This is a genomic window from Cupriavidus alkaliphilus (assembly GCF_900094595.1).
GTDB classification, from domain to species: domain Bacteria; phylum Pseudomonadota; class Gammaproteobacteria; order Burkholderiales; family Burkholderiaceae; genus Cupriavidus; species Cupriavidus alkaliphilus.
The window spans coordinates 55,585-70,481 of record NZ_FMAD01000010.1 but is presented as its reverse complement, the minus strand read 5'-3'; the positions used below and the strand labels follow the sequence as shown (position 1 = coordinate 70,481).

General features: G+C 68.9%; 13 protein-coding genes. 7 read left to right on the top strand and 6 right to left on the bottom strand.

What is annotated here, in order from left to right; all coding sequences use genetic code 11:
• Positions 1–48 precede the first annotated feature (48 nt).
• Entirely contained in the window at positions 49–828 is a 780-nt protein-coding gene (minC, locus tag GA0116996_RS20400; RefSeq protein WP_092315250.1) for a septum site-determining protein MinC, read from the bottom strand.
• 218 nt (positions 829–1,046) lie between these two features.
• Here minC and GA0116996_RS20395 point away from each other — a divergent pair, with 218 nt between their 5' ends.
• Both GA0116996_RS20395 and GA0116996_RS20390 read left to right on the top strand, forming a co-directional pair.
• Positions 1,047–2,018 (top strand): magnesium and cobalt transport protein CorA, encoded by a 972-nt coding sequence (locus GA0116996_RS20395; RefSeq protein ID WP_092315248.1) that lies wholly within the window; start codon positions 1,047–1,049, stop codon positions 2,016–2,018.
• Between the two features lie 146 nt (positions 2,019–2,164).
• Positions 2,165–2,866 (top strand): tetratricopeptide repeat protein, encoded by a 702-nt coding sequence (locus GA0116996_RS20390; RefSeq protein WP_092315246.1) that lies wholly within the window; start codon positions 2,165–2,167, stop codon positions 2,864–2,866.
• Between the two features lie 85 nt (positions 2,867–2,951).
• Here the strand turns inward: GA0116996_RS20390 and gatB are convergent, their stop codons facing one another.
• From gatB to gatC, 5 genes are all read right to left on the bottom strand, one after another.
• The gene (gene gatB, locus GA0116996_RS20385; RefSeq protein ID WP_092315244.1) at positions 2,952–4,409 is read right to left on the bottom strand and encodes an Asp-tRNA(Asn)/Glu-tRNA(Gln) amidotransferase subunit GatB; all 1,458 of its coding nucleotides are present in this window, start codon (positions 4,407–4,409) and stop codon (positions 2,952–2,954) included.
• An 89-nt stretch (positions 4,410–4,498) separates the two neighbouring features.
• Complete coding sequence (locus GA0116996_RS20380) at positions 4,499–5,605, bottom strand: dienelactone hydrolase family protein (RefSeq protein WP_092315242.1); 1,107 nt, start codon at positions 5,603–5,605, stop codon at positions 4,499–4,501.
• A 35-nt stretch (positions 5,606–5,640) separates the two neighbouring features.
• Complete coding sequence (locus GA0116996_RS20375) at positions 5,641–6,099, bottom strand: hypothetical protein (protein ID WP_092315240.1); 459 nt, start codon at positions 6,097–6,099, stop codon at positions 5,641–5,643.
• Positions 6,100–6,101: 2 nt separating this feature from the next.
• Positions 6,102–7,607, bottom strand: coding sequence for an Asp-tRNA(Asn)/Glu-tRNA(Gln) amidotransferase subunit GatA (gatA, locus tag GA0116996_RS20370; RefSeq protein ID WP_092315238.1), 1,506 nt, complete (start codon positions 7,605–7,607; stop codon positions 6,102–6,104).
• Positions 7,608–7,693: 86 nt separating this feature from the next.
• On the bottom strand, positions 7,694–7,993 hold the full coding sequence (gatC, locus tag GA0116996_RS20365; protein WP_018006687.1) for an Asp-tRNA(Asn)/Glu-tRNA(Gln) amidotransferase subunit GatC: 300 nt from the start codon (positions 7,991–7,993) through the stop codon (positions 7,694–7,696).
• 597 nt (positions 7,994–8,590) lie between these two features.
• Here gatC and GA0116996_RS20360 point away from each other — a divergent pair.
• The 5 genes from GA0116996_RS20360 (at position 8,591) to rodA (ending at position 14,832) form a co-directional block, all read left to right on the top strand.
• Positions 8,591–9,634: a rod shape-determining protein gene (locus GA0116996_RS20360; RefSeq protein ID WP_008648066.1), complete on the top strand. Its 1,044-nt coding sequence runs from the start codon at positions 8,591–8,593 to the stop codon at positions 9,632–9,634.
• A gap of 196 nt (positions 9,635–9,830) precedes the next feature.
• Positions 9,831–10,796 (top strand): rod shape-determining protein MreC, encoded by a 966-nt coding sequence (gene mreC / locus GA0116996_RS20355; RefSeq protein ID WP_092315236.1) that lies wholly within the window; start codon positions 9,831–9,833, stop codon positions 10,794–10,796.
• On the top strand, positions 10,793–11,305 hold the full coding sequence (mreD, locus tag GA0116996_RS20350) for a rod shape-determining protein MreD (RefSeq protein WP_012351397.1): 513 nt from the start codon (positions 10,793–10,795) through the stop codon (positions 11,303–11,305). The genes mreC and mreD overlap by 4 nt, the downstream gene beginning before the upstream one ends.
• A 66-nt stretch (positions 11,306–11,371) precedes the next feature.
• Positions 11,372–13,678, top strand: a complete 2,307-nt coding sequence (gene mrdA / locus GA0116996_RS20345) for a penicillin-binding protein 2 (protein WP_092315234.1) — start codon at positions 11,372–11,374, stop codon at positions 13,676–13,678.
• A gap of 11 nt (positions 13,679–13,689) precedes the next feature.
• Positions 13,690–14,832 (top strand): rod shape-determining protein RodA, encoded by a 1,143-nt coding sequence (rodA, locus tag GA0116996_RS20340; RefSeq protein WP_092315232.1) that lies wholly within the window; start codon positions 13,690–13,692, stop codon positions 14,830–14,832.
• Positions 14,833–14,897 lie beyond the last annotated feature (65 nt).

The following is a 14,897-nucleotide window of genomic DNA, read 5'->3' as shown; positions in this document are numbered from 1 at the left end:
TAAGTTGAAGCTTGCGCTCTCTGCGATTCGGTCCCGAGGGGCGAGCGGTTACTTGAGCCGCAGCGCTTCGAGGATCAGTTTTTCATCGGCCAGGCGCACCTGGGCGGTCTTGCCGTGCACATCGGCCGGAAGCGTCTGCTCCGCGGTCCGGTAGATGCCGGCGATGGAAATCAGTTCGGGCTCCATGCACGTGCTGAAGATGCGCGCGGCGGTGTTGCCCTTGACGCCCGCCAGCGCGCGGCCGCGCAGCGGGGCATAGATATGAATGTTGCCTTCTGCGATGACCTCGGCACCGTAGCTGACCACGTCCATGATGACCACGTCGCCATGCGCGTAGACCTGCTGGCCGGAGCGCAGCGGCTTGTCGATCAGCAGGGTCTGGGTCTGGCGCATGGCGGCGGCCACGGCGGCGTCGGTGGCCGCCTGCGCCGCGGCGCGGGTGGCTTCCTCGCGCGCCGCCTGTTCGGCAGCGGCCTTGGCCTCGGCGGCACGCTCGGTGGCGCCGCTGCGGCGGGACTGGCTGTCGAGCAGCGGCAGGCCGAAGCGCTCGGCCCACTCGCGCTGGCCCGCACGGGCCACCACGCCGATGGCGCGGGCCTTGAGCGTGGCCAGCGTGTCGATCACGGTGCCGAGCGCGACTTCGCTGTCGTCTTCCAGCGCGCGCAGGTCCAGCGCGATCACGTCATTGGAGAAGAAGTCGGGGGTGGCTTCGAAGCGGGTGAGGAGGTCATCCCGCAGCGCAGCCATGTCGGCGGTCTGGAGGGCGAGAAGGAGGGCGTCGACGTTGCCACTGCGCAGCTCGAAGCGTGGCGATTTCTTCTGGGACATAGCCGGGTGACCGTGGAAATGCCACATTCTAACGTTGTATCTGTCGCGAACTGTAACAATTGGATCGATATGTACCGCAGGTGGCGCGTGGGCTCCATGCGCACGCCGGTGGCGCGGCGCAAGTGGGGCCGGCGCGGCTTGCGCGGCAGCGGAACCGCGCCGTGCGGGCATCGTGCAAAGCCTTGTTACGATTGCGCCATCTGATCAGCGGAGTTTCCATGGGCGCCATCGTCAATTGCGTGGCTTACCGGCAGGGCAAGCGGCTCGGCACGGTGAGCATGGAGGAAATCCCGGCGGTGCTGGCGGTGCCCGGCACCTTTATCTGGCTGGGCCTGCACGAGCCTGAGCTGGCGCTGCTGCGCCAGGCGCAACAGGCGTTCGGCCTGCACGACCTCGCGGTCGAGGACGCGACGAACGCGCACCAGCGCCCCAAGCTCGAGGCGTATGGCGATTCGGTGTTCGTGGTGCTCAACACCGCGCAACTGGTGGAAGACGAAGTCGCGGTCGGCGAGACCCATCTCTTCGTCGGCCCCAACTACGTGGTCTCGGTGCGCCACGGCGCCAGCAGCACCTATGCGCCGGTGCGCGAGCGCTGCGAGCACGACCCGCACGGCCTGGCGAACGGCCCCGGCTACGTGCTGTACGCGCTGATGGACTTTGTCGTCGACCACTACCTGCCCATCGTCACGCGCCTGGAGGACACCTTCGAGGCGCTGGAGCAAGGCATCTTCCGGGATGAATTCGACCGCGCCGCAATCGAGCGCCTGTACCAGATCAAGCGCCAGGTGCTGCGCCTGCGCAATGCGGTCAGCCCGATCGAGGACATGTGCGGCCAGTTGATCCGGCTGCACGAAGACCTGGTGCCGAAGGAGCTGCGCGCCTACTTCCGCGACATCGAAGACCACGCCAGCCGGCTGGTGCGCACGCTCGACGTGGTGCGCGAAATGCTGACCACGGCGGTGCAGGTCAACCTGGCGCTGGTGACCGTCGGCCAGAACGAGGTGGTCAAGCGGCTGGCCGGCTGGGGCGCGATCCTGGCGATCCCGACCGTGGTGTTCAGCCTGTACGGCATGAACTTCGATTTCATGCCCGAGCTGAAAGTCCACTACGCCTATCCGGCGGTGATTGGCGTGACCGCGGTGGCGTGTGGCGCGCTGTGGCGGCGGCTGCACCGCGCGGGCTGGATCTGAGCTGGGCTTTGTATCCATTAGCGCGACGAATGATCGGGTCGTCATTGCTGGCTGCTTGATTATTCGCGTCGATAATCCAGCCGCTATCCGGTACTCCGGCTGACTCCTAAACTGGAACAGAGAAGGCCCAGCGCCCGGAGTCCGCCATGTCGAAAGCCCGTTCCCCGCATGCCGCCGTGCTGGCCGGCATCCTCAGCGCATGGCTGTGCCTGCCTCCGGCCGCCGCCGCCCCGCAGCCGCCAGCTCCCGCGCAGGCGCAGACCCGCGACGCTGTCGCGGCTTACGAATCGGGCCGCTTCGATGAAGCCTTGCACGGTTTCGCCGGCGCCGCGCGCCAGGGCAACCGCCTCGCGCAGTTCAACTACGCGATGATGCTGCTGCGCGGCGAGGGCACCGCCGCGCGGCCGCAAGAGGCGCTGGCGTGGCTGCGCAAGGCGGCCGACAACGGCATGACCCACGCGCAATACACCTGGGGCGATCTCTACGAGCGCGGCGAACTGGTGCCAAAATCGCTGGAAGAAGCGAACCGCTGGTACGAGCGCGCGGCGCAGGGCGGCCATGTGCAGGCGCAGATGGAACTGGCGACGAACTATTTCACCGGGCGCGGCGTGCCGCGCGACTACGCGCAGGCGTTTGCGTGGTACCGGCGCGCGGCGAGCGCGGGGGATGGCGGCGCGCAGTACATCGTCGGCAGCTTCTACGAGCGCGGCGAGCCTGGCGTGGTCGACCAGGATATCGAGCAGGCGAAGATCTGGTACGCGCGCTCCGCGGCGGGTGGAGACCCGGGATCGCTGGCGAAGCTGAGGTCGCTGCTGGAGGAGACGGTGAAGGGAAGGGCGGGGATGTAGGCAAGAACTGCCCGTCACGACAACGCGGCCCCTCTCCCGCAAGCGGGAGAGGGGCGCAAACCGGCGCAGGTTGAACCGCTCGGGCTCAGCCCAGCTTCTTCCTCAACAACTCGTTCACCTGCGCCGGATTCGCCTTGCCCTTGGTCGCCTTCATCGCCTGCCCGACCAGCGCATTGAATGCCTTTTCCTTGCCCGAGCGGAATTCCTCGACCGACTTGGCATTGGCGGCCAGCACGTCGTCGATGATCTTCTCCAGCTCGCCGCTGTCGGACATCTGCTTCAGCCCCTTGGCCGCGATGATGGCGTCGGCGTCGCCGCCGTGCTCGCCCGCCCACATTGCCGGGAACACGTCCTTCTTGGCGGTGTTGTTCGACACCGTGCCGTCGGCGATGCGCGCGAGCAGGCTGGCCAGTTGCGCCGGCGTGACCGGTGCGGCGTCGATGGCGATGCCCTCGCGGTTGAGCTGCGAGGCCACGTCGCCCATCAGCCAGTTGGCGGCGGGCTTGGCGCTGGCGGCGCCCGCGCCGGCGACCACGGCTTCGTAGTAGGCGGCGAAAGCTTTGGTCGCGGTCAGCATGGTGGCGTCATACGCCGACAGGCCGTATTGCGAGACGAAACGCGCCTGCATCGCCGCCGGCAGCTCCGGCAGTTCGCCGCGCACGCGCTCGATCCAGCCGGCGTCGATTTCCAGTGGCATCAGGTCCGGGTCGGGGAAGTAGCGGTAGTCGTGCGCGTCTTCCTTGGTGCGCATGGCGCGGGTTTCGCCGGTGTCCGGGTCGAACAGCACGGTGGCTTGCTGGATCTTGCGGCCGTCTTCGATCTCGGCGATCTGCCACTGCACTTCGTATTCGATGGCCTGCTGCAGGAAGCGGAACGAGTTCAGGTTCTTGATCTCGCGGCGCGTGCCGAATTCCTTCTGGCCGACCGGGCGCACCGACACGTTGGCGTCGCAGCGGAAGCTGCCTTCCTGCATGTTGCCGTCGCAGATGCCCAGCCACACCACCAGCGAGTGCAGCGCCTTGGCGTACGCCACCGCTTCGGCGGCGCTGCGCATGTCGGGCTCGGTGACGATTTCCAGCAGCGGCGTGCCGGCACGGTTCAGGTCGATGCCGGTCATGCCGGCAAAGTCTTCGTGCAGCGACTTGCCCGCGTCTTCTTCCAGGTGCGCGCGCGTCAGGTTGACGGTCTTCTCGTAAGACTCGCCCTGCTTGCCCTCGACCTGGATGGTGATGGTGCCGCCCTGTACCACCGGGATCTCATACTGGCTGATCTGGTAGCCCTTGGGCAGGTCGGGGTAGAAGTAGTTCTTGCGCGCAAAGACGCTGCGCGGCGCGATGGTGGCGCCGATCGCCAGGCCGAACTGGATCGCGCGCTCGACCGCGCCCTGGTTCAGCACCGGCAGCACGCCCGGCAGCGCCAGGTCCACCGGCGATGCCTGCGTGTTGGCCTCGGCGCCGAAGGCGGTGGAGGTGCCGGAAAAAATCTTGGAGGCCGTCGACAGCTGCGCGTGCGTTTCGAGGCCGATCACCACTTCCCATTGCATGGCGGTATTCCTGTTCGGTTCTTTCGGTGTTGTCTGTTGCAAGGGAGCGGCAGCGCCGCCCCGGTGTTCTGTCTGGTGTTCGTGTGCCGTCAGGGGTCGGGACTGGCCAGCCAGGAGTCGAGCTGGGCCAGCGCGGCCACGCGTGCCACCGCGTCGCCGCCCACCGTGACGCTCTGGCTCTTGCGCATGGCGGCAGCGGGCACGTCGGTGCGCCGATGCAGCTCGCTGGTGCCGTCAAAGCCGTGATAGGCGCCCGGGAAGATTTCCAGCCGGAAGCGCGCGCCCGGCTGGCGCGCCTGCACCGCGCTCTGCAGCATGGCGCAGCGGGTCGCCGGGGTCCAGTCGTCGGCGCCGCCGATCATCAGCAGCAAGGGCGAGCGCAGGCGGAAGCTGTGCTGCTGCACCGCGCGCTTGCAGCCCGGGTAGAACGCCACCGCGCGCTCGACCTGCGGCGTGCCGGCCGGCCACGGGCGGCTGGCGTCGACGGTGGCCAGCACCGCCTGCGCGCCGTTCGACCAGCCCAGCAGCACGATGCGCGCGGCGTCGACCGCGGGCTGCTGCGCCACCCAGCGCAGCGCGGCGAGCGCGTCGGCGCGACGGGTGCGGTCGTCGATGGCACGGTTGTCGATGGGTTCGGCGCAGATGCCGTGCGGCTTGCCGCGCGCGCTGAAGCTGTCTGGCATCAGCACCGCGTAGCCGCGTTCGGTGAGCCAGTGCGCGTATTCGCGGTAGCGTTGCTGCAGCAGCGCGGCAACGTCGGCGGTGTCGGTGCCCGCTGCGGCGGTGCCGTCGCGCGCGGCGCGCTGCGCCAGCAGGCCGCCGCAGCCGTGCAGCGCCACCACCACCGGCAGCGCGCGCGGCGTGGCGCCTTCGCGCGGCAGGAACCAGTAGGCGGTCAGCGCCGGCGTGGCGGCATCGCCGCGCAGCTGGACCCGCTGCGCGGGCACGGGCGCGGCTGCCGTTCTGGCGGCTGCCGATGAGGCGGGCGCGGCGCGGCTCACCGCGTTGGGCGCCAGCACGCCCGCCGGCGTCAGCGGTGCCGGCGCGTCCAGCGCGGGTGCCGGCAGATCCGGCGTATGCGCCGCGGCGCCGGCCAGCCATGCGCTAAACCCCAGCGCCACCGCGGCGCGCAGCCACGCGCGCGCCGGACGGGCGGCGCGCGGCGCGTGTTGCGTGGTGGCGGGGGCGTGGACCATGGCCGGCTTCAGTGGTTTCAGTGGCGACAGTGGCTTCAGCGCGTGCGGGCGCAGGCGCCGGTGCCCGGCTCGAACATCACGGGCCAGGCTTCCTCATAGATGCCCGGGCTGCAGCGCTGCTGGCAGTTGGCGTGCGCCAGCGTGACGCGGCGCGGATCCTGCCACACCATCAGCTTGCAGCCGCTGCCGTCGTTGGCGCGCAGCTCGATATGCGGCTTCTTCTGGGTCTGGCGGAAGTCGGCCAGGTTGAAGCTGCACGAGCCGCGCTTGCCGACCCACAGCTTCCACGACAACTGCTGCACGCTGTTGTCCGAGATGCGCAGCTGCGCGTCTTCGCGGAAGCCGTCTTCCTCGGTGCGGCGGCAGTCGCCGGCCAGGTCGATGTCGCGGCTGGCGATCGGCGTGGGCTTGCCGATGATCGGCAGCTGGATGCAGCCGGCGACGAGCGCGGCGAGCGCCGCGGCGGCAAGCAGGCGGAGCAGGGTGCGGGTCATGGTCAGGCCTTGGCGGGGCGGCGCAGGTGCCAGTCGGTCGCCTGCTGGAACGCATGCGCGGCCTGCAGCAGGCGCGCCTCGTCGAAGTAGTTGCCGATCAGCTGCAGGCCGACGGGCATGTTGCCCTCGCCGAAGCCGCACGGCACGCTCATGCCGGGCAGGCCGGCCAGGCTGGTCGACAGCGTGAAGATGTCGGCCAGGTACATCTGCACCGGGTCCGAGGTCTTCTCGCCCAGCTTCCACGCCACCGTCGGCGCCACCGGGCCCATGATCACGTCGCACTGGGCGAAGGCGCGCTGGAAGTCGTCGGCGATGATGCGGCGGATCTTCTGCGCCTGCAGGTAGTAGGCGTCGTAGTAGCCGTGCGACAGCACGTAGGTGCCGACCATGATGCGGCGCTTGACCTCGGCGCCGAAGCCTTCGGCGCGCGTCTTCTTGTACATGTCGAGCAGGTCGCGGTAGTCGGCGGCGCGGTGGCCGTAGCGCACGCCGTCGAAGCGCGACAGGTTGGACGAGGCCTCGGCCGGCGCGATCACGTAGTACACCGGGATCGACAGCTCGGTCTTGGGCAGCGACACCTCGACCAGCGTCGCGCCCAGCTTCTCGTACTCGGCCAGCGCGGCGCGCACGGCCTGCTCGACGTCGGCAGCGAGGCCCTTGCCGAAGTACTCCTTCGGCAGGCCGATGCGCAGGCCGGCCAGCGGACGCTCGGCCGTGGCGCCGGCGCGCGGCTGGCCCAGCAGGCGGGTGTAGTCCTCGTCCACGCCGCCCTGCGCGGGCGGGATGCTGGTCGAGTCACGGGGGTCGAAGCCGGCCATGGCGTTGAGCAGCAGCGCGCAGTCCTCGGCGGTGTGGGCCATCGGGCCGCCCTGGTCCAGCGACGAGGCAAAGGCGATCATGCCGTAGCGCGACACGCGGCCGTAGGTCGGCTTGATGCCGGTGATGCCCGAGAACGATGCCGGCTGGCGGATCGAGCCGCCGGTATCGGTGCCGGTGGCGGCGGGCGCCAGGCCTGCGGCGACCGCGGCGGCCGAGCCGCCCGACGAGCCGCCGGGCACGCGGCTGGTGTCCCACGGATTCTGCACCGGGCCGAAGTGCGAGTTCTCGTTGGACGAGCCCATCGCGAACTCGTCCATGTTGGTCTTGCCCAGCGTGACCATGCCGGCGGCGGCCATGCGCTCGACCACGGTGGCATCGAACGGGCTTTCATAGTTGCCCAGCATCTTCGAGCCGGCGGTGGCGCGCCAGCCGCGCGTGACGAACACATCCTTGTGCGCGACCGGCACGCCGGTCAGCGGCGCGGCTTCGCCGCGCGCGCGGCGTTGGTCGGCGGCGCGGGCCTGGGCCAGGGTCAGTTCGGCATCGACGTGGATAAAGGCGTTGAGCGCGGCGGCCTGCTCGATGCGGGCCAGGAACTCGCGCGCGAGTTCCTCGGCGGAGACGGTGCGCGCGGCCAGGGCGTCGGCAAGCTGGCGCAGGGAAGTCACGGAATCAGCGGAAAAGGGCATGACAGTCGGTTGGCATCAGGGGTGTTGTACTGGCGGGCGGACCGTGTCGTGCCTGGCGGCGCGGGGCGGCACGGGCCGGGCAAGGGTCATTCGATGACCTTGGGCACCAGGTACAGGCCGTTTTCGGTGGCCGGCGCGGGGCGCTGGTAGTCGGCGCGGCGGTCGGCTTCGGTGACCACGTCCTCGCGCAGGCGCTGGACCATGTCGCGCACGGCCGACAGCGGATGCGCCAGCGGCTCGATGCCGGTGGTGTCGACCGCCTGCATCTGCTCGACCAGCGAGAAAAAGTTGTTCAGCTGCGCAAGCGTCTGGGCGGCCTCGTCATCGCTGGTTTCGATGCGGGCGAGGTGGGCAATGCGCTTGACGTCGGATAGGTCGAGGGCCATGGCGTGTGGATCGATGCTCGGATACTCAGATACGAAGGGTGGCGCGGGCTGCGCCGGCGGCTGGCTCACGGGGCCGCTGCGTCGCGCGGCCCGGGGCCTGACCATGGGCGCCGGAGGGCGCCCCGGAGTCGTCAGAATTGCAGGTATTTTCAGGCTGTAAACGCCCGAAGCAGCCAGAATTATAAGGTATCATTGCGAGTTACCGACCTTTGGCAACGCCTACGCCACATGGCCTGCGGCCGGCGCCTGCGCGCCCGGTGTCCGAAGGCGCCCGAAGGGCAAACCTGGGTCCTCTGATTAGGCCTTGCCGCCGGTCCCCGCATGTTGCGCGACAGCCAGCATGATGCGCCGGCGTCTGCACATTTCCGCGAACTTTTCGGCGGGGTCTAATCAAAGGTTCCCGTAGGGCCGGCGCGTGCGTGGCGCCGGCGGTGCCGATCCCATCCCCATCCGGCCGGACAGCCTCCGGCCCGGGCGGCGGGCGGAGCGGGAAGCCGAGAACCATTCCGTATTCAACACAACGTATTTCGTGGCCGGGCCGCTCGCGGCGCCGGCCGCTTCGCCTACCCGCGAACACCATCACAGACAGGATTCCTGATGTTCGGATTTCTCCGCAGCTACTTCTCCAACGACCTGGCGATCGACCTCGGCACCGCCAACACGCTGATCTACATGCGCGACAAGGGCATCGTGCTGGACGAGCCCTCGGTCGTCGCGATCCGCCAGGAGGGCGGCCCCAACGCCAAGAAGACCATCACGGCGGTGGGCAAGGAAGCCAAGCAGATGCTGGGCAAGGTGCCGGGCAACATCGAGGCGATCCGCCCGATGAAGGACGGCGTGATCGCCGACTTCACCGTCACCGAGCAGATGCTCAAGCAATTCATCAAGATGGTGCATGACAGCAAGCTGCTGCGCCCGAGCCCGCGCATCATCATCTGCGTGCCGTGCGGCTCGACCCAGGTCGAGCGCCGCGCCATCCGTGAATCGGCGCTGGGCGCCGGCGCCAGCCAGGTGTACCTGATCGAGGAGCCGATGTCGGCCGCGATCGGCGCCGGCCTGCCGGTGTCGGAGCCTTCGGGCTCGATGGTGGTGGATATCGGCGGCGGCACCACCGAGGTGGGCATCATCTCGCTGGGCGGCATGGTCTACAAGGGTTCGGTGCGCGTCGGCGGCGACAAGTTCGACGAGGCCATCGTCAACTACATCCGCCGCAACTACGGCATGCTGATCGGCGAGCAGACCGCCGAGGCCATCAAGAAGGAAATCGGCTCGGCCTTCCCGGGCTCCGAGGTCCGCGAGATGGAAGTCAAGGGCCGCAACCTGTCGGAGGGCATCCCGCGCGCCTTCACGGTCTCGTCCAACGAAATCCTGGAAGCCCTGACCGATCCGCTCAACCAGATCGTGTCGGCGGTGAAGATCGCGCTGGAACAGACCCCGCCCGAACTGGGCGCCGACATCGCCGAGCGCGGCATGATGCTGACCGGCGGCGGCGCGCTGCTGCGCGACCTGGACCGCCTGCTGGCGGAAGAAACCGGCCTGCCGGTGCTGGTCGCCGAAGACCCGCTGACCTGCGTGGTGCGCGGCTCCGGCATGGCGCTGGAACGCATGGACAAGCTCGGCAGCATCTTCTCCTACGAGTAAGCAGGACGCTCACGTGGCGATGCGCGGCCTGCCGGATCGACCGATCATGGCGGCGTCGCGGCGCCGCATCCGCCGGGGCCGGGCCCTGGCAGCTCCCGCCGCCCGACCGTGCCGCGCCTGTCCCCGCCAGGGGACGGGGCGCGGCAAGGCGGGCGGCGGGGCGTTTCCGCGTGGCCTCCGGCCTTTGTTCGGGTAAATGGATTACTCCCCTCCGCCGCTCTTCAAGCAAGGCACCTCGGCTGTCGCCAGGCTGGTCCTGTACGTGGGCATCGCGCTGGCGCTGCTGGTGGTCGACGCCCGTTTCGACGCGCTGCGAGTGGGCCGGCAGGTTGCCGCCACCGTGCTGATGCCGGTCGAGCGCCTGGTGCTGGCGCCGCGCGACGCGCTGCGCACCATGTTCGACTATGCGCAGTCGTCGGCGACGCTCGCCACCGAGAACCGCGAGCTGCGCCAGAACGCGGTGCAGCAGGCGCAGGCCTCGGTGCGCCAGGCCCAGCTCGAGGCCGAGAACAACCAGCTGCGCAAGCTGCTCGGGCTTGCCCAGCAGTCGGCCACGCCGGTGACCGCGGCCGAGATCCTGTATGACGCGCGCGACCCGTACAGCCAGCGCATCGTCATCGACAAGGGCAGCCAGCACGGCCTGCGCGCCGGCTACCCGGTGATCGACGAGCGCGGCGTGGTGGGGCAGGTCACGCGCGTGTCCCCGTTCCAGTCCGAGGTGACGCTGCTGACCGACAAGGACCAGGCGATCCCGGTGCAGGTGGTGCGCAACGGCCTGCGCAGCGTGGCCTTCGGCGGCGCGCGCGCGGGCCACCTCGACCTGCGCTTCATGGCCGCCGCCGCCGACTTGCAGCAGGGCGACCTGCTGGTGACCTCGGGCCTCGACGGCACTTATCCGCCCGGCCTGCCGGTGGCGAAGATCGTGCAGATCGAGCGCAAGGCCGATACCGCGTTTTCGCGCGTCTATTGCGAGCCGGTGGCCGGCGTGCGCGCGCACCGCCAGTTGCTGGTGGTGCGCTACGACGCCGCCATCCCGGCGCGCGAAGCGGTCGAGGCCCGGCCGGAAGCGCCGGTCAAGGGCGCCAAGTCCGCCGCGGCGCGCGCCGCCGCCGACAGCGCCGCGGCCGGCAAGGCCGCGCCCGCCAAGGAGGCACCACGGTGACCAATCCCCAATACCTGCTGCGGCCGGTCAACCCGGCCTTCATTGCCTTCAGCTTCGTGCTGGCGTTCCTGTTCAACCTGATGCCGTGGGGCACCACGTTGTGGATCCCGGACATGGTGGCGCTGGTGCTGGTGTTCTGGAACATCCACCAGCCGCGCAAGGTGGGCATGGGCGTGGCCTTCCTGCTGGGCCTGCTGATGGACGTGCACGATGCCCGGCTGCTGGGCGAGCACGCGCTGGCGTACACGCTGCTGGCCTACTTCGCCATCACCATCCACCGCCGCGTGCTGTGGTTCACGGTCTATACCCAGGCGCTGCACGTGCTGCCGCTGCTGTTCATCGCGCACGCGGTGCCGGTGCTGATCCGGCTGGCGATGGGCGCGCCGCTGCCCGGCTGGCCGCTGCTGCTGGCGCCGGCGATCGAGGCGCTGCTGTGGCCGCTCGCCACCAGCCTGCTGCTGGCGCCGCAGCGCCGCTCGACCGATGTCGACGAGACCCGGCCGATCTGACGCCGCCATCGTCATCGCCATCGCCCGCCACCGTCCACCACCGATTTCTCCAGGCCACGCAGTACCATGACCGAAATCCGCAACGTCGAACTGGAAATCGGCCGCTTCCGCATCCGCGTGGCGGCCGCGGCGCTGTTTACGGTGGTCTGCTTCGGCCTGCTGTTCTCGCGCTTCCTGTGGCTGCAGTGGTACAAGCATGACCAGTACTCGGCCAAGGCCGAGGACAACCGCATTTCGGTTGCGCCGATCGAGCCCAACCGCGGCATCATCATGGACCGCAACGGCATCGTGCTGGCGCGCAACTATTCGGCGTACACGCTGGAGATCACCCCGTCCAAGCTGACCGATACGCTCGACAACACCATCGAGGGCCTGTCCAGCCTGGTCGAAATCCAGCCGCGCGACCGGCGCCGCTTCAAGCGGCTGATGGAGGAGTCGCGCAGCTTCGAAAGCCTGCCGATCCGCAGCCAGCTGACCGACGCGGAGGTGGCGCGATTCTCCGCGCAGCGCTTCCGCTTCCCTGGCGTGGACGTGCGCGCCCGACTGTTCCGCCAGTACCCGCTGGGCGAGTCGGCCTCGCACGTGATCGGCTACCTGGGCCGGATCTCGCAGCGCGACCAGGAGCGCATCGAGGCCATGGACGTGGCCAACGATGCCGACGGCGCCAAGTATGACCCGCGCAAGGATGCCGACAACTACAAGGGCACCAACTACATCGGCAAGATCGGCCTGGAGCAGAGCTACGAGAGCGAGCTGCACGGCCTGACCGGCTTCGAGGAAGTGGAAGTCAGCGCGGGCGGGCGCCCGATCCGCACGCTGTCGACCTCGCCCGCCACCCCCGGCAACAACCTGATCCTGTCGCTCGACATCCGCCTGCAGCAGCTGGCCGAGGCGCTCTATGGCAACCGCCGCGGCGCGCTGGTGGCGATCGAGCCGTCCACCGGCGACATCCTGGCCTTCGTCTCCAAGCCGACCTTCGACCCCAACCTGTTCGTCGAGGGCATCGATACCAATACCTGGAACGAGCTCAACGGCTCGCCCGACAAGCCGCTGCTGAACCGGCCGCTGCGGGGCACCTATCCGCCGGGCTCGACCTACAAGCCGTTCATGGCCCTGGCGGCGCTGACCACCGGCAAGCGCACCGCGGCGTGGGGCATGTCCGACCCGGGCTATTTCACGCTGGGCAACCACACCTTCCGCGACGACAAGCCGGGCGGCCACGGCTGGGTCGACATGCACAGCTCGATCGTGCATTCGTGCGACACCTATTACTACGCGCTGGCGCGCGACATGGGCGTCAATGGCATCCATGACTTCATGAAGCCGCTGGGATTCGGCCAGATCACCGGCATCGACATCGAGGGCGAAAGCCGCGGCATCCTGCCGTCGACCGACTGGAAGCGCAAGGCCTACCGCAAGCCCGAGCAGCAGAGGTGGTATGAGGGCGAGACCATCTCGCTGGGCATCGGCCAGGGCTACAACAGCTTCACCATCCTGCAGCTGGCGCAGGCGACCTCGGTCATCGTCAACGACGGCAAGGTGATGAAGCCGCACCTGGTCAAGGCCATCGAAGACGCGGTCACGCGCAAGCGCACGCTGACCGTGCCCAAGGAAAGCTACACCATCCCGTTCAAGCAGGCCGATATCAACGTGATCAAGCGCGCCATGGTGGCGGTGACACACTCGGGCACGGCCGCGCGCGTGTTTGCCGGCGCCGCCTACGAGTCCGCGGGCAAGACCGGCACGGCGCAGACCTACAGCCTGGCCAAGGGCGAGAAGTACAACCACCACGCGCTGGCCGAGCACAAGCGCGACCATTCGCTGTACACCGCGTTCGCGCCGGCGGACCAGCCAAAGATCGCGATCGCGCTGATCGTCGAGAACGCCGGCTTCGGCGCCGCGGTGGCGGCGCCGATCGCGCGCAAGGTGATGGACTACTACCTGACCGGCAAGTGGCCCGCCGACCTGGAGGCGATTGCCCCGCCCGCCGGCGAGCGCGTGGCCGGCCGCGCGCCGGTGGATACGCCAAGCGTGTTCACCACCGGCCAGACCGCCAGCATTGCCAGCGCCACGGTGATGTCCAGCGGCGGCGCCCCGGCCAGCGGCGCTGACGCCAGCGCGGTGGCGGCGGCCTCGGCCGCGCAGGTGCCGACGCCGGAGGCGATCGCCGCGATGCTCGACCCCGACGCCATCGCCCCGGCCTCGGCGGTGCAGACGCTGGACCAGCGCATGCTGCAGGCGCTGGGCCATAGCAAGCCGCAGACTCCCGCGCCGGCCTCGGCGGCGGCCGTGCCGGCCAAGGCGCCCGCGCCCAAACCACGCGTCAGGCCCGTGGCTGCCAAGGCAGCCAGCGGTGCCGACGCCACTCGCTGAAGGAGACGCGCATGGATCGACGCCGCGTCATGTCCCTGGTCAAGACCGCGCTGACCGGTTTTGACAAGCCGCTCTCGCTGATCGTATTCCTGCTGTTCGCCACCGGCATCGTGGCGCTGTACTCGGCCGCCATCGACATGCCGGGCCGGGTCGAGGACCAGCTGCGCAATATCCTGCTGTCGTACGTGGTGATGTTCGTGATCGCCTACCTGCCGACGCAGACGCTGATGCGGGTGGCGGTGCCGATCTATACGGTGGGGGTGGCGCTGCTGATCGCGGTGGCCATGTTCGGCCTGATCCGCAAGGGCGCGCGCCGCTGGCTCTATGTCGGCATGGTGATCCAGCCGTCCGAGATCATGAAGATCTCGATGCCGCTGATGCTGGCGTGGTATTTCCAGAAGCGCGAAGGCGTGATCCGCTGGTTCGACTTCATCGTCGCGCTGGGCCTGCTGCTGATCCCGGTTGGCCTGATCGCCAAGCAGCCGGACCTGGGCACGGCGCTGCTGGTGATGGCCGCGGGCCTTTACGTGATCTACTTCGCCGGGCTGTCGTGGAAGCTGATCCTGCCGCTGATGGGCATCCTGGTGGTCGCCATCACGCTGCTGATCACGTTCCAGAACGACATGTGCGCGCCGGGCGTGAACTGGCCGGTGCTGCACGACTACCAGCAGCACCGCGTCTGCACGCTGCTCGACCCGACCAGCGATCCGCTGGGCAAGGGTTTCCACACGATCCAGTCGATCATCGCGATCGGCTCGGGCGGAGTCGAGGGCAAGGGCTGGCTCAAGGGGACGCAGACCCATCTGGAGTTCATCCCGGAAAAGCACACCGACTTTATCTTCGCCGTGTACTCGGAAGAGTTCGGCCTGATCGGCAACGCGGTGCTGCTGGTGCTGTACCTGCTGCTGATCTTCCGCGGACTCTTTATCGCGGCCAATGCGCCGACGCTGTTCTCGCGGCTGCTGGCGGGGTCGATCACGCTGATCTTCTTCACCTATGCCTTCGTCAACATGGGCATGGTCAGCGGCATCCTGCCGGTGGTGGGCGTGCCGCTGCCGCTGCTGAGCTACGGCGGCACCGCGCTGGTGACGCTGGGCGCGGGCATCGGCATCCTGATGAGCATTTCGCGGCAGAAGCGGCTGATCCAGACGTAGTGAGGGTTGCTCCCTCTCCCGCAAGCGGGAGAGGGAGTCTGTCAGCGCGGGTTCGAACGCTTTCG